Source organism: Picosynechococcus sp. PCC 8807 (assembly GCF_001693295.1).
Classification (GTDB): Bacteria; Cyanobacteriota; Cyanobacteriia; order Cyanobacteriales; family MRBY01; genus MRBY01.
In genome coordinates this window covers 2,613,163-2,632,380 of the sequence record NZ_CP016483.1, presented here as the reverse complement: position 1 = coordinate 2,632,380, position 19,218 = coordinate 2,613,163, and the positions used below count along the sequence as shown (strand labels likewise).

18 protein-coding genes are annotated in these 19,218 nt (G+C 50.4%); 4 read left to right on the top strand and 14 right to left on the bottom strand.

The features are described from left to right. Window position 1 precedes the first annotated feature (1 nt). A complete protein-coding gene (gene yqeK / locus AWQ24_RS12710) occupies window positions 2-601 on the bottom strand; it encodes a bis(5'-nucleosyl)-tetraphosphatase (symmetrical) YqeK (protein ID WP_012308087.1) in 600 nt (199 codons plus the stop codon). 87 nt (window positions 602-688) lie between these two features. On the opposite strand from yqeK, the gene AWQ24_RS12705 reads away from it, so the two are divergent. After that, window positions 689-2,395 carry a transglutaminase domain-containing protein gene (locus AWQ24_RS12705; RefSeq protein ID WP_232318818.1) on the top strand — a complete coding sequence of 569 codons (1,707 nt, stop codon included), beginning with the start codon at window positions 689-691 and terminating at the stop codon, window positions 2,393-2,395. 20 nt (window positions 2,396-2,415) lie between these two features. Here AWQ24_RS12705 and alr read toward each other — a convergent pair whose 3' ends face one another. Next, the gene (gene alr / locus AWQ24_RS12700) at window positions 2,416-3,600 is read right to left on the bottom strand and encodes an alanine racemase (RefSeq protein ID WP_065717024.1); all 1,185 of its coding nucleotides are present in this window, start codon (window positions 3,598-3,600) and stop codon (window positions 2,416-2,418) included. A gap of 187 nt (window positions 3,601-3,787) precedes the next feature. After that, entirely contained in the window at window positions 3,788-7,036 is a 3,249-nt protein-coding gene (gene carB, locus AWQ24_RS12695) for a carbamoyl-phosphate synthase large subunit (protein ID WP_065717023.1), read from the bottom strand. 255 nt (window positions 7,037-7,291) lie between these two features. On the opposite strand from carB, the gene argH reads away from it, so the two are divergent. Continuing rightward, window positions 7,292-8,683, top strand: coding sequence for an argininosuccinate lyase (gene argH, locus AWQ24_RS12690; RefSeq protein ID WP_065717022.1), 1,392 nt, complete (start codon window positions 7,292-7,294; stop codon window positions 8,681-8,683). A gap of 88 nt (window positions 8,684-8,771) precedes the next feature. Here the strand turns inward: argH and AWQ24_RS12685 are convergent, their stop codons facing one another. The 5 genes from AWQ24_RS12685 to AWQ24_RS12665 form a co-directional block, all read right to left on the bottom strand. Continuing rightward, window positions 8,772-9,155: a type II toxin-antitoxin system death-on-curing family toxin gene (locus AWQ24_RS12685; RefSeq protein ID WP_065717021.1), complete on the bottom strand. Its 384-nt coding sequence runs from the start codon at window positions 9,153-9,155 to the stop codon at window positions 8,772-8,774. Beyond that, window positions 9,155-9,352, bottom strand: coding sequence for a DNA-binding protein (locus AWQ24_RS12680; RefSeq protein WP_065717020.1), 198 nt, complete (start codon window positions 9,350-9,352; stop codon window positions 9,155-9,157). The genes AWQ24_RS12685 and AWQ24_RS12680 overlap by 1 nt, the downstream gene beginning before the upstream one ends. 148 nt (window positions 9,353-9,500) lie before the next feature. Next, window positions 9,501-10,895, bottom strand: coding sequence for a hypothetical protein (locus AWQ24_RS12675; RefSeq protein ID WP_232318817.1), 1,395 nt, complete (start codon window positions 10,893-10,895; stop codon window positions 9,501-9,503). A 70-nt stretch (window positions 10,896-10,965) separates the two neighbouring features. After that, window positions 10,966-11,310: a hypothetical protein gene (locus tag AWQ24_RS12670; RefSeq protein ID WP_065717019.1), complete on the bottom strand. Its 345-nt coding sequence runs from the start codon at window positions 11,308-11,310 to the stop codon at window positions 10,966-10,968. A 12-nt stretch (window positions 11,311-11,322) separates the two neighbouring features. Further along, the gene (locus tag AWQ24_RS12665) at window positions 11,323-11,790 is read right to left on the bottom strand and encodes an ABA4-like family protein (protein WP_065717018.1); all 468 of its coding nucleotides are present in this window, start codon (window positions 11,788-11,790) and stop codon (window positions 11,323-11,325) included. A 153-nt stretch (window positions 11,791-11,943) separates the two neighbouring features. Here AWQ24_RS12665 and AWQ24_RS12660 point away from each other — a divergent pair, with 153 nt between their 5' ends. Next, the gene (locus tag AWQ24_RS12660; RefSeq protein WP_012308076.1) at window positions 11,944-12,306 is read left to right on the top strand and encodes a DUF1815 family protein; all 363 of its coding nucleotides are present in this window, start codon (window positions 11,944-11,946) and stop codon (window positions 12,304-12,306) included. 132 nt (window positions 12,307-12,438) lie between these two features. On the opposite strand, the gene AWQ24_RS12655 is transcribed toward AWQ24_RS12660, so the two are convergent. From AWQ24_RS12655 to chlP, 4 genes are all read right to left on the bottom strand, one after another. Continuing rightward, window positions 12,439-13,317 carry a phosphatidate cytidylyltransferase gene (locus tag AWQ24_RS12655; RefSeq protein WP_030007643.1) on the bottom strand — a complete coding sequence of 293 codons (879 nt, stop codon included), beginning with the start codon at window positions 13,315-13,317 and terminating at the stop codon, window positions 12,439-12,441. Window positions 13,318-13,544: 227 nt separating this feature from the next. Then, complete coding sequence (cutA, locus tag AWQ24_RS12650; RefSeq protein ID WP_065717017.1) at window positions 13,545-13,868, bottom strand: divalent-cation tolerance protein CutA; 324 nt, start codon at window positions 13,866-13,868, stop codon at window positions 13,545-13,547. Between the two features lie 48 nt (window positions 13,869-13,916). Beyond that, window positions 13,917-15,545, bottom strand: coding sequence for a sensor domain-containing diguanylate cyclase (locus AWQ24_RS12645; RefSeq protein WP_065717016.1), 1,629 nt, complete (start codon window positions 15,543-15,545; stop codon window positions 13,917-13,919). A gap of 189 nt (window positions 15,546-15,734) precedes the next feature. Beyond that, the gene (gene chlP, locus AWQ24_RS12640; protein WP_030007645.1) at window positions 15,735-16,958 is read right to left on the bottom strand and encodes a geranylgeranyl reductase; all 1,224 of its coding nucleotides are present in this window, start codon (window positions 16,956-16,958) and stop codon (window positions 15,735-15,737) included. Window positions 16,959-16,979: 21 nt separating this feature from the next. On the opposite strand from chlP, the gene AWQ24_RS16280 reads away from it, so the two are divergent. Continuing rightward, window positions 16,980-17,159: a hypothetical protein gene (locus AWQ24_RS16280; RefSeq protein ID WP_143596766.1), complete on the top strand. Its 180-nt coding sequence runs from the start codon at window positions 16,980-16,982 to the stop codon at window positions 17,157-17,159. A 12-nt stretch (window positions 17,160-17,171) separates the two neighbouring features. On the opposite strand, the gene AWQ24_RS12635 is transcribed toward AWQ24_RS16280, so the two are convergent. Together AWQ24_RS12635 and AWQ24_RS12630 are read right to left on the bottom strand one after the other, a co-directional pair. Next, window positions 17,172-17,903: a hypothetical protein gene (locus tag AWQ24_RS12635; RefSeq protein ID WP_065717015.1), complete on the bottom strand. Its 732-nt coding sequence runs from the start codon at window positions 17,901-17,903 to the stop codon at window positions 17,172-17,174. An 87-nt stretch (window positions 17,904-17,990) separates the two neighbouring features. Beyond that, complete coding sequence (locus AWQ24_RS12630; protein ID WP_065717014.1) at window positions 17,991-19,130, bottom strand: glycosyltransferase family 1 protein; 1,140 nt, start codon at window positions 19,128-19,130, stop codon at window positions 17,991-17,993. Window positions 19,131-19,218: the final 88 nt, after the last annotated feature.

Genomic DNA, 19,218 nt, shown 5'->3' with positions numbered 1-19,218 from the left:
TTTAAGTAATAGATGACTCGGTGCGATCGCCTTTAATTTGTAGAGCCCAATTGCGGGTCAAGATCATCCGGGGATGGATGATTTTGTGCTGTTTAATGAGGTGTTTCAACATATAGTCACACACTCCTGACACGGCTCGATAAAGATTTTTTTCGCTCAATTGCCGCAGTTTTTGCAGTTTTTTACCATCACCTCGATTCGGTTCTAGGGCATCGGCCACAAAAATAATGCAACTTAATTGATCCATGCCAGGGTGGCCGAGGGTGTGGTTGGCGATCGCCTGTAGAATCTGTGCATCCTGAATCCCAAACTCTGTCCGCGCCACAATTGCACTCACATCTGCATGGAGGAGGTGGGGTACATGGGCACAAATCGAATCAATCTCTAAACCGTGCTGTCGGGCGATTTGCAGCAATTTGGGCGGCGGAAAAAACTTCGCGAGGTCATGTAATAATCCCGCCTGGGCCGCTTGGTCTGGGTCTGTTCCGTGGCGTTGGGCCAAGGCTTGGGCCATTTGTTCGACTCCAAGGATATGCTCTAGGCGATCGCGCGAAACATTGTCTTGCAACCAACTGATCACCTGTCCTCGATCTAGTGTCATGCAGCCCCACTCCTCCGACGAAACATCAAGATCTTTGTACAAAACCCCCTAAATCTCCCTTACTAAAACGATAACGAAAGGAGTTTCATGGGTGATAATCCTAGTGAAGAATACAACCTACGACCGGAAATTGGGATTTTGAGTACTGCCACCCCGACAAACCACCGCACCATTCGCCCCATTTCAACCTATGCCCTCCACGGTGTGGCATTCCACAACGGCTATTTTTGGGCCATTGAAAATATTAATGGCTATCTGATGCGGATCGATCCCCAAACCGATGCAACACAAATTATAAATTCCCGCACTTGGTCAGCTTTTATCGGGGCGACGGGCCTCGCGATCCAAGACGAGATTCTTTGGTTTACCAGCGGCGATCGCCTCTACAAATGCGCCATGACCGACGACCAATGGAATCCCGAACTCTTTACCCGTTTTCCCGATACCGTCAATGGCGTCGCAATTTCTGGCAATAGCCTTTATATTTCCTGCCAAAAACGGGGTGAAATTTTTATCTACGATGCCACCAATGGCCGCTCTATCACTAGCCTTTATGCCCCCGGCATTGGCGTTGAAAATCTTGTAATTCGCGGCGAAGATCTCTGGGTTTCCGATAGCCTCGAACAAACGGTTTATTGCCTGGAACGGGCCACTGGCGAAGTAAAATTTAGTCTACTGACCCCCTTTGAATCCCCCACGGGTCTGACATTCTACCCGAATCCGGAAGGAGGCCCAGACATTCTTTATGTCGCCTACGCTTCCCAAGAACCCTACATTCGCGATAATCCCAACGCCGACCCCAACTACGAACTCCAATACCGCGACGTTACCTTTCTGCATCCCCTCTATTTCCGCTATGACCCAGAGGAAAAATATGCCCTCTCCAATGGCTTTCTCCTGGAGATGAGCTACGTTGAAGAACTATCGCCCCTCGATCCCGTTGAATTGCAGGATCTCGAATGGAAAATTGCTCTCCCTGCCGAGACCGATCGCCAGCAAGTGGTTAGCATCGAACCCGTCGGTCTCCCCTTCACCATTGAAGAAAAAGAAGGCCAAAAGGTCGCCGTCTTTAAATTCGACCAACTCAATGACCGACATCGTCATATCTTTGGCTGGCGGGCCATCCTCAAAGTGTGGGGCATTAAATATCAATTTACGCCGCCGGACTGCGAAAACCTCGCGCCGATTCCAGAAGCACTCCAAGCAAAATATTTGGTGGATAACGAAAATTTGGCCATGGAAACAGAGATTATCCAGCGGGCCGCAACCGATGCCGTGGGGAGCGAAACCAATCTGCTCCGCCAAATGTACAACATCCGCAACTACGTTTATGACCATCTCTCCTACGGCATTAAGCCCCACATCGACACCCCAGATATTGCCCTCCGGCGGGGGGTCGGCTCCTGCGGTGAATATTTAGGTGTCCTCTTGGCTTTGGCTCGGCTCAACGGCATCGCCAGCCGGACGGTGGGTCGCTACAAATGTCCAGCCCACGCCCACCTGAGAAATCTCCCCCTCCAACCCGATTACAACCATGTCTGGATGGAATTTTATTTGCCGGGTTATGGTTGGCTGCCAATGGAATCGAACCCCGATGATCTGTGCGAGGGAGGGCCATACCCAGCCCGCTTTTTCATGGGACTGGCTTGGTACCACGCAGAAATGGCGAAGGGCGTCCCCTTTGAAAAGTTGTACCGCCAGGGGGAAATTGTCCCAAAAGAGCAAGTTTCCCTAGGAGATCTGGCCCTGAACCATGTGCGGTTTACGATCCTTGAGGAATTACAACCTCAATAGTTAGAAAGCGTGTGCAAATCTCAGAGGTTAATCCGGGGCAGGCGATGCTTGAAACCGCAGAGAATTTCCCAAGAAATCGTGCCCAATTGATTCGCCCATTGGTCAACGGTTAGCTGCTGGTCATGATCTGTACCAATGAGCGTCACCACATCACCGACTTGGACGTCCGGAAGATGGCTAACGTCGAGCATCAGTTGATCCATCGTAATCGCCCCAATTTGGGGGGCAAAGGCACCATTAACCAAGACTTTTAAGTTATTGGAGAGGCGACGGGGCACACCATCGGCGTAACCAATGCCCACCACTGCTGTTTTTGTGTCTGTGGCGGTAATAAAGCGATGGCCGTAGCTGACGCCAGTATCGGGGGGCAAAGTTTTCAGTTGAGTAATGCGGGCTTTGACCTGGAGCACGGGTTTGAGGTGAACTTTGGGGCTGAGGTGGGGCGCTGGATAGACACCGTAAATAGAAAGGCCCAAACGCACCAGATCGTAGTGGAGATCGCGGCTGTGGAGGGTGGCAGCGGAATTACTGATATGTCGTTTTGGGATCGGTATTCCCTGTTGTTCGAGTTTGGCGATCGCCGCTTGGAAGCGTTGGTGTTGCTGATCCATCGTCGTGGGGTCTGGGTCGTCAGCGGTGGCAAAGTGGGAGTAGATGCTGGCGATGTTGAGGTGCGGGGCTTGGTGAACCGCTGCAACGAAGGGCAAAGCTTCCTCCCAGCGGGTGCCGAGGCGGGACATTCCGGTGTCGATTTTGAGGTGTACAGGAAGTATTTTCCCTAATCGAGCGAGGGTTTCATTAAAAATAGCCACCTGGGACAGGTTACAGAGGGTCGGTTGCAAATCCCAATGGGCGATCGCCTCAATTTCTTCGGTGGTATTGGTCGCCCCCAAAACGAGGATCGGCGCAGTAATCCCGGCTTCGCGCAGTTCGACCCCTTCCCCTAAGGTGGCGATCGCCAACCAACTGGCCCCCGCCTTGAGTACCGTTTCAGCGACCTTGACCGCACCATGGCCGTAGGCATCGGCTTTTACCACCGCCATCAATGCCGTTTGGGGCGCGAGAATGTCCTTGAGGGCACGGATATTAGCCGCCAGCGCTTGATGGTCAATTTCTACCCAGGCCCGTTGGCGAATCGCTTTAGAAAACTGATAATGACGGCACGCTTGGGACACGATATGGGATAGCTGTTCTCCATCTAACACAGGCGATCGCTCCAATTTTGATAAGAATTTTTTGCTTATTTTATCGAGTGTAGAGTCTAGGCTCGTATTTTGGGGCCACAAAAACAGCAATTATGCTCCATGGAAACAGGCTGATTCCTCCAAACCAGAGTACAAAAAATCGCCCCTTGAATGAACGAGAGGCGATCGCAATTCAGAACTAGAAAAATTAAGCGTTGATGTATTCCTGGAGCGGTTTCACATCGAGGGGATGCTCTTGGAGAGACCGAATTGCTGCCACCGTTGCTCTAGCTCCTGCCAAAGTCGTGATAATCGGCAATTTGTAATCGAGGGCTGTGCGACGAATCATCCGCCCGTCCGCTTGGGATTCTTCCCCAGAGGGCGTATTGATAATGAACTGAATCCAGCCATTTTTCATCCAATCGACCACATGGGGCCGCCCTTCATGGAGCTTTAATACCAACTCCACATCTTCAATACCGTTCTCTAGGAGCACTTGACGGGTACCAGAAGTGGCCACAATCCGGAATCCCAATTCCATGAGATCCTTAACCACAGGCACGGCGGCTTCTTTATTGCGGTCATTCATTGAAACAAAGACCGTTCCTTCTGTCGCCAGTTCAACCCCAGCACCAATCTCCGCTTTAGCAAAAGCCTTACCGAAATCAACATCGATGCCCATCACTTCCCCGGTCGAGCGCATTTCGGGGCCGAGGAGGGTGTCTGTGCCTTCAAATTTGTTAAAGGGTAAGACGGCTTCTTTGACAGCAACGTGTTTCGGGGTAATTTCACCATCAATGCCTAATTCATCGAGGGTTTTACCGGACATCACCAAGGAAGCAATTTTCGCTAGGGGCCGTCCAGTAGCTTTAGAAACATAAGGCACAGTACGGGAAGCTCTGGGATTCGCTTCGAGGATATAGACTTGGTTATCTTTAACGGCGTATTGAATGTTCATCAAGCCGACGACTTTGAGGGTTTGCGCCAGTTTGACGGTCCATTCGCGGATGGTGTTGATCACGTCATCGGGTAGGGAAGTGTGGGGGATGGAACAGGCGGAATCCCCGGAGTGAATACCCGCTTCTTCGATGTGTTCCATGATGCCGCCGATGACGACTTTTCCGGTGTGGTCACAGAGAGCATCCACATCCACTTCAATCGCATTTTCGAGGAATTTATCGACAAGGATCGGGTGATCGGGTTCGACCTGGACGGCGTACTTCATGTAGTGGTCGAGTTCTTCGTCGGAATAGACAATCTCCATTGCCCGTCCACCAAGCACGTAGGAGGGACGCACGACTACCGGATAACCGACGCGATTGGCAATCTTTTGGGCTTCTTTGTAGTCGCGGGCAATGCCGTTGGCGGGTTGGAGAATTTCAAGGTCGTGGAGGATTTTTTCAAAGCGCTCCCGGTCTTCGGCGGTGTCGATCGCATCGGGCTGGGTTCCCCAGATTTTGGTATCGACGGGACAGTCGCCTGCGTTGAGGTAATTGTCGAGGGGGACAGCTAATTTTAACGGGGTTTGGCCGCCGAATTGGATGATTACGCCTGCGGGGTTTTCCGCTTCGATAATGTTTAAAACGTCCTCCTTGGTGAGGGGTTCAAAGTAGAGGCGATCGCTGGTGTCGTAGTCGGTGGAAACGGTTTCGGGGTTGGAGTTGACCATGATCGTTTCGTAGCCCGCATCACTGAGGGAAAAGGCGGCATGGCAACAGCAATAGTCAAATTCGATCCCCTGGCCAATGCGGTTAGGGCCACCGCCGAGGATCATCGCTTTGGGTTTGTCGGAGGGGACAACCTCTGATTCGGTGCCGTCATAGGTGGAGTAGTAGTAGGGGGTAAAGGCTTCAAATTCTGCCGCACAGGTGTCCACGAGTTTATACACGGGCAAGACACCGATGGATTTCCGGTAGGCGCGCACCGCATCTTCGTTGGTTTTGGTGGCGTAGGCAATTTGGCGATCGCTAAACCCTTGTTGCTTAATCACCCGCATATCTGCCGCAGAAATTTCCGTCAGAGGCGTTTGTTTCATAAAGCGTTCCGTGACTAGCAGTTCCGCCATTTTGTCGAGGAACCAGATATCAATCGCCGTCAAATCATGGATTTCTTCGACGGTCATCCCCAGCTTTAGGGCCTGATAAATAGTAAAGATTCGCTCCGGGTTTGGGGTTCTGAGGCTCGTAGAAATGTGGCTCAGGCTGGGAAGGGTTTCTTGGCGATCGCAGCCAAAACCATACCGTCCCGTTTCAAGGGAACGTAACGCCTTTTGGAAGGATTCTTGGAAGGTGCGCCCGATCGCCATCGCTTCGCCCACGGATTTCATTTGGGTGGTGAGAATCGGTTCTGAACCGGGGAATTTTTCAAAGGCAAAGCGCGGAATTTTCGTGACCACATAGTCAATGGTCGGCTCAAAGGATGCGGGAGTTTGCTTTGTAATGTCGTTGGGGATTTCGTCGAGGGTGTAGCCTACCGCCAACTTCGCTGCAAATTTGGCGATCGGGAAGCCCGTTGCCTTAGAAGCCAAGGCTGAGGAGCGGGAGACACGGGGGTTCATCTCGATGACAATCACTTCGCCGTTGAGGGGGTTCACTGAAAACTGAATGTTGGAGCCCCCCGTTTCGACGCCAATTTCACGAATAATTTTCAGGGAATAATCCCGCAGTCGCTGGTATTCCTTATCCGTTAACGTTTGGGCTGGGGCTACCGTAATCGAATCCCCTGTATGTACCCCCATCGGGTCAATATTTTCAATGGAGCAAATAATCACGACGTTATCGGCGAGATCCCGCATCACCTCCAGTTCGTATTCTTTCCAACCGAGGAGGGATTTTTCCACGAGAATCTGGGATACGGGGGAGGCTTCTAAACCGGACTTGCAGATTTTTTCGTATTCTTCTTGGTTATAGGCGATGCCGCCGCCACTACCGCCCATGGTGAAGGCTGGCCGAATAATGAGGGGGTAACTACCGATTTCGATAGCGACTTCCCGTGCTTCTTCCATCGTGCTGGCAATGCCGGAAGGACAAACGGGGACACCGATCCGAGCCATGGCTTCTTTAAAGAGGTTGCGATCCTCGGCCATCTCAATCGCTTCTAATTTCGCACCGATCAACTCGACGTTAAATTTTTCGAGGGTGCCATTCTTCGCCAGGGAAACCGCTGTGTTTAGGGCCGTTTGGCCACCCATGGTGGGGAGCAGGGCATCGGGCCGTTCTTTCTCAATCACTTTAGCGACAATTTCGGGGGTGATTGGCTCAACGTAGGTGCGATCGGCGGTTTCTGGATCCGTCATAATCGTGGCTGGGTTGGAGTTGACCAAGACCACTTCATAGCCTTCCTCCCGCAACGCCTTACAGGATTGGGTGCCGGAGTAGTCAAACTCACAGGCTTGTCCAATCACAATGGGGCCAGAACCAAGGATCAGAATTTTTTTGATATCGTCGCGGCGAGGCATAGGGCTACTACGTTCACTTTCGAAATTGTCTCAATCATTCTATCTGCTATGATGCCGATTCTTAACGCGATCTGGGGCGGAACGGCAAGCCAAGTTAGATTTAGCTGACATCCGTGGTTTTGTGGCGATCGCCTTGGGGAAAATATCGTCAGTTCCTCACCGCTTTGGGGAAGATCGGCGTTTAGGGGAATGGCTTGATGCCGTAAGATTTACCGAGAGAATTGATTGTGATTTCCTGCGAGGGCTAGTGCCGTTATGACAGAAGCAAAAAAAACCTGGAGCGATCGCTTTGATACATCGCTACATCCGGCGATCGCCGTGTTTAATGCCAGTATCGGCTTTGATATTGAACTAATCGAATATGACATTACGGGTTCGGTAGCTCACGCCCAGATGCTTGCCCACACTGGGATTATTTCCGCCGAAGAAAGCGAAACCCTCGTTAAAGGTTTAGAACAAGTCCGCCAGGAATATCGCGAGGGCAACTTTCACCCCGGCGTTGAGGATGAGGATGTCCATTTCGCCGTAGAAAAACGTTTGACGGCAATTGTTGGCGATGTGGGGAAAAAACTCCACACAGGGCGATCGCGCAATGACCAGGTAGGCACTGATATTCGTCTCTATCTGCGGGACAAAATTCGCGGCATTCAACAACAATTGCGAGACTTTCAACAGGTTTTATTGAATCACGCGGAAAACCATGTGGAAACTTTAATCCCCGGCTATACCCACCTGCAACGGGCGCAACCGATTAGCCTCGCCCATCACTTGATGGCCTATTTCCAGATGGCCCAACGGGATTATGAACGGTTGGATGATGTCTACAAGCGCACCAATACTTCTCCCCTTGGTTGCGGCGCTTTGGCGGGGACAACTTTTCCCATTGATCGCCATTTCAGCGCGAATTTACTCGGCTTTGAACGCCTCTATCAAAACAGTCTCGATGGGGTCAGCGATCGCGATTTTGCCATTGAATTTTCCGCCGCTGCCAGCTTGATCATGGTGCATCTGAGCCGTTTGTCGGAGGAAATGATTTTTTGGGCTTCCAAGGAATTTAGTTTTATTATCCTAAGAGACAGTTGCGCGACGGGGTCGAGCATTATGCCCCAAAAGAAAAACCCGGATATCCCTGAGTTGGTGCGCGGAAAAACGGGCCGGGTTTTCGGACATTTGCAAGGTTTATTAGTGCTAATGAAAGGACTGCCCCTCGCCTATAACAAGGATCTGCAGGACGACAAGGAAGGCCTTTTTGATACCGTTAAAACGGTGCAGGGTTGTCTCGAAGCGATGACCATTTTGCTCGGTGAGGGGATCGAATTCCGCACCCAACGCCTTGAGGAAGCGGTAAATGAAGATTTCTCCAACGCGACCGATGTAGCAGATTATCTGGCGAGTAAAGGGGTACCTTTCCGGGAAGCCTATAACCTCGTGGGCAAAGTGGTGAAAACCAGTCTCGCGGCGGATAAATTACTCAAGGATTTGACGATGGACGAATGGCAAGCACTGCATCCCGCCTTTGAGGAAGATATTTATCAGGCGATCGCCCCCAAACAGGTGGTTGCCGCTCGTAATAGCTATGGGGGTACAGGGTTTGAACAGGTGAAATTGGCGATCGCTGAAGCCCAAAATCTTCTGACCAATCCCTAGCATTTCGCTGGAGGGGGTATCGAGAGGATACTCCCTTTGTAATGGATTTGTAATGGATAGTGGCGATCGTTATTGCACTAATGATTTGTTAGCGAGCTATAGTGTTTTCTCTCAACCATTCTACTAATGCTTCTCGTCCTAGCTCACCCGATGCGATCGCCAACACCACAGACTCTTGTTCGTCCACAGAGGCGTTAATTTCCATACCATTCAGGACAAGAAAAGTTTCCATCACAGCATGACCTGTACGTTTGTTTCCATCGACGAATGGATGATTCATGATGATCGAAAATCCTAGTGCTGTGGCTTTTTCAAACAAACTTGGGTATAGATCTTCTCCACTAAACGTCATACGAGGTTGGGCGATCGCCGACTCCAACAAGCCTAAATCTCGAATGCCAAATGCCCCACCGGATTGCTCAATGACTCTGTGGTGTAATGCCAGCACCTCGATTAACGTCAGAAAACGCACTATGCTAACCGCTGATACAACTCAGTATTTTTTGTGAGAACATAATCGGCTGCATCAACAAACCCCATTTTTTGAGAATTAAGCCAATCCTCTAGGCTTGCCTTCAGTAAAACTTCAATCTCAATCCCATGCATGGTTGCTAAATCTTGCAGCTTTTGGAATTGGGTATCTGAAAGGTCAAGGGTAATAGAAGCCACGGCGATCGCCCTCCTGATATTTTTGTGCTAAGTCTAGCATCGACTCCAAACATTTAAGGATATCGAGAGAGTATCCCCTTAGTGATGGATGGTGGCGATCGCCCCTCAACAGATGATTGCTGCCTTGATTTGCTGAATCTCTAAAAACTTATTCAACTGTTTTCCAAAGCCAAAAGCCAACGCCAAGTAATAGAGCAATTCCAGCAATCCACGCAAATTTCTTCCAATTTGAAGCAGGCTTCACCGGGGGAGTCGGTTCGACTTGAAATTTTGGCGTACAGAGATGTGAAAGTAGATTTTCCGGCGTGGCAATATTCTGAAAAATCTTCGTGACCCCAGGCCAAACATAATCAGTATTGTAAGCATTTGGGCCATCTTTAACGCCGCCAAAATCCTTAAATAAAGCATCGTCATAATATTGCGTCGAAGTCACGGCTTGATTATGAAAGGCGACCAGGGGCGGATCGTTTTCTGGGTTGGAATAGGAAAAATAAATCGCCTTATTTTCACTGGCGATCGCCTCATAATTAGAAGTAGCTTGTCCCCGCATCGGATCAACCCATTGACTGGGCGGCACCAAGGTATCAGAACCACCATGTAAGATTGCTACGGGCTGCTTTAGATCTGGCCCCGTATCCTGAATCAAAATCGGGGCTGCCGTAAAAGGAGACCGGAACAACTTCAAGATCCAAATCGCAATTTTGGGGATGCCCATTTCCGTACTGGCAGCGGGATCCGCTGTGACGATTTGCTTCGGGAAAAAGCGATTGCTAGGCGAATCTTTCAACGCCGCAGGGAGACTCAAGGCAATCAATCCCCCCAGAGAATGACCAAAGGCAAAGGTCTCTAAGCTTTCCTGATTCCAGTGGGCATAGCGTTCTTGGGTCGTTAAATATTCCCAAGCATCTTCTGGGAGGGCGATCGCATTACTCAGCCATTCCGTTGGTGAATGCACTAGGCTCAAACCTACCGTAGACAAAAGATGAATCAAATTTTTCCCATACTCCCGCCGAAACCAGCTACACACAGTCAGCAGCAAAATAATCACGACCAAGGCCCAGGCCACGCGGCGCAAGTCTCCCGTCGTAAAGGCAGATAGGCCACGGCTTAAACCCGTATCATTCTGTTCGTAAATTTCTGAAAATAGAGGGTGAATATCTTCTGTTGCTAAGGTCTTCTGGGCTGACTTTTGAGTTTGCGTCGCAGCCGCTAACCATTGCTGAATATGGGGCTGAGATTGTCGGGGTGGCGTTGGCGTTTGGGGTGCTGTATTCGGATAAAAACTCCGTTGAAAGTCAGGAAAAAAGACAATGTACCCCTGCTTTACCAACTCAAGCAGATGGGCCTCATAAAAAGAAGGCATACAGAGGGCAAACCCATGGAGATAAAGAATGGCATTCAGCTTTTTTCCAGGTTGCGAGGCGGACTCTGGGACATACACGCGAATAAACGTCCCGTCTGCATGGCTGCCGCCCTGGTACACATAATATTCCCCCTCCGGCACATGCTCGCACATCCAAGATTCAGAAGCCGCCAGTGACATAGATTGTAGATCCCCCTAATGAGATGGTGTAAACGCAGATTTATATAGTGTTTTGGCGCTAGTCATACTTTTAACGCTTTTCCTCAGTTTTGTGGTTGAGTTTATAATCAGCCGCTGGCCAAATTTCATTAATCTCATCGGCCTGGTGCTGGGCATTAAATCGCTCCCAGATAATGCCATTCACATCCACTTCTTGGGTAAATTCCACTGCCGTAGGATCTTCCCAACCCAAATGTCTCAGGGAACCTGGAGGGCAGGTAGAATTTTGGCGCACTGAGATGTTTAAACTGCTGGTTCTCCAGAGGGCATATTCCCCCGGAATGAATAAGCAAGGCGCTGTCCCTAAACGGGCTGTGTAGTCCGCAACGGTTGCTGCAATTTTGTCGGTAGAAAGGGCGAGGTGTAGTTTCTTCATCGCTATTTATTTTTAAGATTCTGGGGCATCGGTCGCCGCGACCTTACTTTGGTTTCGCCAAATACCAGTGATCCCAGCCGTCACAATATGAGACAACAACCCAGTCGGCCCCGCAAAAAGACATAGGGCGAGGGAATGGCGGGTAAAAATTCCTTTTTCTAACCCCTGTTGATAAATCCAGCGCCCGACAAACAAATCCATCACGAGAAAATGCGTCCAGCCAGTGGCCATCACCGGCGGTAACGAAAATAAAGCCGCTAAATCACCCAAGGTGGGATTTGACCAGATTGCAGCTTGGTCTGGATCGAGGGAAAGGGCGAACAAACCGACATATACAACGGCCAGAATCCCAAAGGGCACCAGGGAATCCATTAGTTTTTGGGTGCCTTGCCATTGGGGGGCAATGACCATTAATCCCCAAAAGGGCAATACAAATAAGTTTGTAAGATTAAATACAATGTCTAAGTTTTCTAACGTCATATTACTGATAAGTAACGGTATAGACAGGGTTTGCGGCCCATTTGGGTATGATAACCGTAGCGTATCAATCTTGCTGACTTTACACGGTAAATTTAAATCTTAAAAAAGTATTAATAAGGTTTAGAATAGGTGTGTCACTATGGAGACAATAAGGTGTTTATTCGACTGGCTCAACAACATCGTGATTTCGTAAAAGACCTCGTCATGAGTCTACAGGCCCTGGCGATCGCCCTTGAGAACCGTGGTTACCTCGCGTCCTGCTATACCTGCGGCACCGAACTCAATAGCGCTTCCTTTATGGTGAGTCTAGGCGAAAATCATCTCATTCGTTTTCTCGTTTCCGATTACGGCATCACCTGGACAGAAATGCGTGATGAGCGGGAGCTGATGAAGCTAGAAGGCGCAGAAGCGATCAGCCAACTCCAGGAGCTCGCCAACATGATCAAGTACGAGCGGGAACTGCCCAAAGAATTTTCTTACCAGCGTCCTGAGTCTGACTCTTTGGTCACCCTCTAGGCCCTGGTTCAATTGCTTCGTCTAGAAATGATTTTTTAATTTCTCCTCAATTTTCGGACTGACTGCCACGGGTCTCCCGAATGGGTGGAGATCTCTTTTGCTTGGCGACTCATACTTTTTAAGGGTTGCTGTTTAGGAGCCAAAAATCGGCAGAAAAATGGTCACGAACAGATAAACGACTGGCGCAGTAAAGACATAGCTATCGGTGCGGTCGAGGATACCGCCGTGGCCCGGAATCAACTGTCCAGAATCCTTAAAGCCCGCATCCCGTTTCATGATGGATTCGGTTAAATCTCCGAGGAGGGTGGTGACGCTAATGAGCAGCCCCAGGAGTGCGCCTGTAATGGGCCACCATGACCAATCCAAATACCAAGCACCGGCGATCGCCACGAAGATAGTCCCCAAGGCTCCAAATACAGCCCCTTCGACGGTCTTTTTAGGGCTAATGGCCGAGAGCTTCGTTTTTCCTAGCCATTTGCCCATGAAGTAAGCCCCAATGTCGGCGGCCCAAATACAAACCATCACGACAAAGGTCAACTTGAGGGCCTGGGGTAAATTAAACCACTCTCCCCAGGAAGCCGGAAGATAGCCATAGAAGGGTAAATTACTGACTGCTTCCGTTTCTGCGAGGCTGCCCATCCTCAGTCGTACCCAGTAGCTGGGCATATAACCGCCGTAGAAGAGTCCCAAAATTGAGGTGGAGAGATCGGCAATAGTTGCCATTTTGGGCTGGAATAGAAGATAAAAGCAGATAAACGTCCCGGCGAGGGGAAAAAGGGCGTCAGCAAGGCTCGGACTCAAGGTCGCAATCACAAGCAACAATTGAGACACGACTAGGGTGGTTTTTACCGCTGGTGCTAATCCCTTTGCCCGAACCATCCGGAAGTATTCCTGTTGGCCGAGAAAGACGAGGATGCCCATTCCCAAGGTAAAGTACCATCCCCCCAAGACAATGAGGGTCAAGGCCAGGGCGATCGCCACTACACCACTAATGATTCGCGACAAAGACATAAAACTGCAAGCTCACGGCTGGGGGCTTCAATAAAAGAATTAAAGCGGGTTCCCCAGGGTTGTTAAAGAAAATTTTATCAAACGTTAACAAGATTCACGGTACAGACGCGATGAATTCACCCGGTGGGCGCGTCCCTAGTGTTTCCTGTGACGAAGTACAGTACCCAAAAAATGCTAACACAACTCCTTTGGTCGTAGCTAAAGACCATGGCCTAGAAGTGATTCGGTTAGGGATGTTTGGAGGTGACACTGGCATCGATCCAATGGCCATAGGCGGTTTCTACTTGATCAAGGGCGATCGCATAGATGGTGGGCAGTTCGTAGGGGTGGTGGGCTTTGATCGCGGTTTCCAAGGCAGCATATTGGGCCGCCGTGGTCTTAAAGAGGAGTCGAAATTCTGGTTCCTGCTGTAGCTGACCTTCCCAATAATAAAAGCTTTCAACTTCACTAATGTGGATACAAGCCGCGAGACGGAGATCCATAATTTGTTTGGCGATCGCCTGGGCTTCCTGGCGACTGCTGACGGTAGTAACGGCCATGAGATATTGCATCGACTTGATGAATCATTTACGAATACTAAAATTCAAGTTTAAGCGGATTTAAACGGCCTTCCAACGGATGTAGCGGCGCTTGCCAGCTTGTTTAGCTTGATAAAGGGCTTTATCCGCGAAGTCTAAAACCAGCAACACATCTTCATGGTCAATGGGCCAGATTGCTAAACCGATGCTCGTGCCAATTTCGACGGTATGGTGACTCAGTTCAAAGGGCTGGGTCAGGGCGAATAAAACTTTTTGGGCAATGATCCTCGCAATATTTTCAGCTTGCGCCATGGGCAGAGGCAATAACAATAAAAACTCATCGCCCCCAAGTCGAACTCCGGCTTGGCCAACCCGCAATTCCATACGCAACCGATTGGCCACCGCTTTTAAAAGCTCATCCCCCACGCCGTGGCCGTGGTGATCATTGACCTGCTTAAACCCATCAAGATCGAGGGCCAGCACTGCCAGGGCTTGATCATTGGGAATCGCCCCTTCTGGATAATCCGCGAGAAACAACCGTAAACCTTCGCGATTGGTAAGACCTGTGAGGGGGTCACGGCGGGAGGCTTGTTCTGCCAACTGCCGGGCTTTTTTTTGTTGTTCGCCTTCGTACTGGAGGTGGCGGATGGTTTGCTCTACGGTCTGGATCTCATCTGGGGCACGATACCGAGAAGAAATAGGCGTTTCTGGTGTAGACCATGCCTGCTGGCTCATGCGACTCAGACGGCGCAAAGGACGACTCAGCCAACCGGATAAATACCAAATCCCCACAATGGATAAACTACCAATCAGCAAGGAATAAACCCAGATATTGCGGGCTAAGCTGCGGGCCGGGGCGAGGGCGATCGCCTCTGGTTGTCTGGCTACCGTAAACCAGCCTAAACCAGGGTAATTTTGATAACCTTGGGTGCGACGAATATCCGTTAAATAACGGGTGCCGCCGGGCCAACGCAACACGAGGGAACGGGATTCACCTGGGGCGAGCTCCTCAAGGGGCAAAAAACCCATCAATGTTCCATCACTCCATTCCTCTGGGCCAAGCAGTTTATTTCCCTCAGCAGAAATGATGAAGAGTTCTTTTTGCCTTTCCCCAGCAATGGGCTCCATTAAAGTTGACTGGGTATTATCGGCCCATTCCCAGCTTAAGTGGGCGGCGAGGACTCCCTGGAACACCCCATCAATGCTCTCGACTGGTATTGCAATATCGACAAATTGAATTGGTTCTCCGTTGGGAAGAAGGGGAAATTTATTGGCCAATAACACTGCGTCATGGACATCCCCGATAAATTCTCCTTGGCGGCCCTCCTGAAAAACTGGGCGGCTGGCAATGGACTGGCCTTCGAGGATTCGGTCGGTGGCAATGCTGACGGTTCCCTGGGGATCGAGAAAGCCGATCCAGGTAAACATGGGTACGAATTCTTGGGCTTGTTCCAAGAGCCGTCTGGCTTCAGGATCCCGTTGGCGATCGCCAAATACAGGAATCACCGCGAGGGTTTTGACTTCATTGAGCCTTGCCCACATCCGCAGATCCAGCAGACTCGCAAACTGACGATTAATGTCCCCCAGATGTTCGGCGGCGGCGGCTTTATTGCTAACAATCGCCTGTTGACCCACCAGGGCACTCACTAACCCCCCCACAAACAATAGGGCAAATCCATAGAAAATAGTGAGACGTTGCCGATAATTCATCTCGTGGCAAAGCGATCAATGCACCCTAAATGATAATGCTAGGGGATGCTGTTGTTTAGCCTAGGGACACCAAAGACAGAAATCAAGGTTTACTTGTTTTTTATTTACAACAAAAAATAGGGGGTCATAAAAATGCTCCCCCCAAAAAGTCAACTATTTAATCTGTTAATTTGAGATCCACAGGCATAACTAGGGTGCTAAAGCATTACCCCGCAGCAGGCTACCAATGGTTTTCGCGGTAATCTTCATCTGCTTAAGGGGATTAGCGGGGACGACGGTCTTGTACAGGTAGCTGTCAAAGGTGAGCTTCTGTACATCGATGTCGGCACACATTTCCACAAAGGCTTCGCGGGTAGCATCGGAACGGTAGAAAACCCGCTGGAGAATGTCCAGGACGAGGTAAGTCGCACCATACTGCTTATCCCAACGCTTCAGGTATTGCTTGAGATCAGCTTCGGTGGGAACGCGCTGACCATTGTTAGAAGCTTCGACGATCACCTCGGCACACATCCGCGCTGATTTTGCCGCAAAGTAAATGCCTTCACCAGAGGACTTGGTGACAGTACCGGCTGCATCACCAACGAGGGCGACACGACCGACAACGCGCCGGGGTCTGGGGTGTTCGGGAATGGGGTGGGCTTCTACTTTGATGATTTCACCACCTTCGAGGCGTTTCGCCGCGCGGGCCCGGATGCCAGCTTGTAATTGCTTGATTTTGGCTTGGTTGACTTTCATGGTGCCAGTCCCAACAGCCACGTGGTCATATTTCGGGAAGACCCAAGCGTAGAAGTCAGGGGATACATCGTCACCGACATACATTTCGGCCAGTTCTTCGTAGTAGGCCATTTTGTCTTCGGGAAGACGAATCCGCTCTTGGAAGGCGATCGCATAGTTATAATCACCAGCATCGATGGCTTTGGCAACACGGGAGTTGGCCCCATCAGCACCAATCACCAGATCCACTTTCAGGGTTTTCATTTCCCCTTTCACTTCTCCGTTGGAGTGGTCGGAGTAGTGGAGAACGTAGGGATCAGTATTGTTGTTGGGAATTTCAAGCTTAAATACGGTGCCGTTGATCAGCGTTGCGCCGAGGTCAGCGGCTCGGTTGCGCATGAAGCTATCCATCACTTCGCGGCGACACATCCCGATGTATTCGTCGTCCTTGAGGGTTTGACCAATGTTGACTTCGATATTGGAAGGGGAAATCATCTTCATTTTCCGCACACGACGGTCGATGATCTCTGGGGGTAAGTCAAATTCGTCAACCATACAGAGGGGAATCGCCCCACCGCAGGGTTTGGCATTGTCCAGTTTGCGCTCGAAAATGTAGGTTTCGATGCCAGCTTTAGCTAAGATTTCGGCGGCGGAAGAACCGGCTGGCCCTCCTCCCACAACAGCGACCCGTAGTACCAAGGCTTTGCTCCTCGTCTCGTGATGAACTATACGTTGGGCATGGTATCACGGACTATCTGGGGCGTGCAGGCGATCGCCAAGGTTTCAGAAAATCTCGCAATAGACCTTAACAAGTTTGTTAAAAAAGTTAATGTTGATCGCCCTAAAAGCAATCTTGATCCTAGGGAATCCTCTATCTTGGTGCTCTGGTTGCCCCGTTGAAAAATTTCAGGTTCAAAAATTTGGGGTTTCTTGGGCGTCTTGGGGGAGTTTACGGCCTGTCACCCGAAAAGCAGCCACAAGGGTCGAGAGGGCGATCGCCCCCAGGGCAAAAGCATTCAGTCCTACCATGATCCTTGGCCCCCAGATCCGCCGCTGTAGATCCTGTAAAAAGGCTTGGTGGGAGCCGGCAAAAATTAAGATCCCCTCAACGCTGTGGGTAACTTCACCTTTTTGGGGGCCGGTAACCCGCGTAAATTCTTCTTTTTCGCCAATAATCACCACTTGTTGCCGAGGATTGAGAAAACGTAGATTTCGGTCTAGGGGCCAATTGCGCACTTTATAGGCGTCATCGTCCATGGCAATCTGAGCATCATCGAGATCGAACAGAATCCTTTGGGGCGTCCAAAGACCATTGTCATCTACATAGGCCAGATATTCATTGTTTCGACCCCGCACCGGGTTATCAGGGCTAGCCACCGCCACCACCGCCACAGGTTGGCCTGCTTCAATTTCCCGGAGAGTTGTCAAGGTCGTAATCGGTGGTAAATCAGCAGTGAATTGTAAGGTTTGCTTTGCTTGGTAAGCCCCTAGTAAATTAGCGCCCAAGAGGAGAATCAAAACACCAATTGCGGGCAAAAAACGCTGGGCAAAATTTTTAAACGTTTTGAAGCGCGGCAGACCGACCCGAAACAAACCAAAGGCGATCGCCACCACCCCACAGAAAATCAGAAGATTAATAAACATTGCAATCGAAACCACCTGCAATCACAGCTAAATGCCTTTAGGGTAGCGGCAAACGCTTTTTGGGGCTAAAAATGTCGGCAGTCTGGCCTAGGCAGCTAGGGAAAGGGGCTTACTTTTTTCTAAAATTTGCTGATAGTAACTCTGTAATTGTGCCGTTGCTGCGGCCCAACCCCATTTTTCTGCTTCCTGGCGGGCTTGTACCCGGAGCATTTCCCGTTGGGTTGCATCCATCGCGAGGAGTTGTTGGGTTGCTTTTACGGCTCCGTCAGGATCTTGGGGGTCAAACATATAACCATTTTCGCCATCGGTGACGATATCAGGAATGCCACCGGAATTAGCTGCCACCACCGGACAACCTGCTGCCATCGCTTCGAGAAGAACTAAGCCAAGGGTTTCTGTGCGAGACGGGAACACAAAAGCATCAGCAGAAGCAAAAGCAGACGCCAGTTCTAAACCCTGAAGATAACCGACAAAGTGGGTATTGGTGCCCGCAAAATGGGCTTCTAGTTCAGCGCGGTAGGGACCATCACCGACGATCGCCAAGCGCGATCCAGGGATCGCTTCGAGGACGGGTTTAATTTGATCAATTTGTTTCTCCGCAGACACACGCCCAACATAGAGCAGTAAGGGCGCTTCCGGGTGTCCCTGGGAAAGGCGATCGCGCATCTTCTCAGACTTCAAACTGGGCTGGAACATCTCCGTATCTACGCCCCGCTGCCACAGATCTAGATTTTTAATGCCATGGCTCCGGAGTTCTTCGACCATTGCTGTGGAAGTACAGAGGTTTAATTCCGCTTGGTTATGGGCCGCTTTGAGGAGTTCCCAGAGCAAGCCTTCGAGGGCACCGAGGCCGTAGTGCTGGAGATATTGGGGCAGGTGGGTATGGTAGGAGGCGATTAGGGGAATGTGGAGTTTTTTCGCGAAGAAAATCCCCCCCAAGCCAAGGATTGCGGGGTTGACCACATGAATGAGATCCGGCTGAAATTCCTCTAGGGCACGGCCCACCGAAGGCCCAGGAAATGCCATTTTTAGTTCGGGATATAAGGGGAGAGGATTGCCTTTAACGCCGTAGACCACGGCTCCTTTATGTTCCCGCAGGCCACCGTCGGGACAAAATACCATTACTTGATCTCCGCTGCGTTGGAGATGATCTACGGTGTGGCGCAGTCTGGTGACAATCCCATCGACTTTCGGCAAAAAGGTTTCGGTAAACAGAGCTATACGCATGGCGATCGCAAACGAAGAAAATAGTTTGTCTGTAGGGTATCAGACGGGGTGACATTTCTTGACAATGGATCGCGGTTTTAAGGGGAGA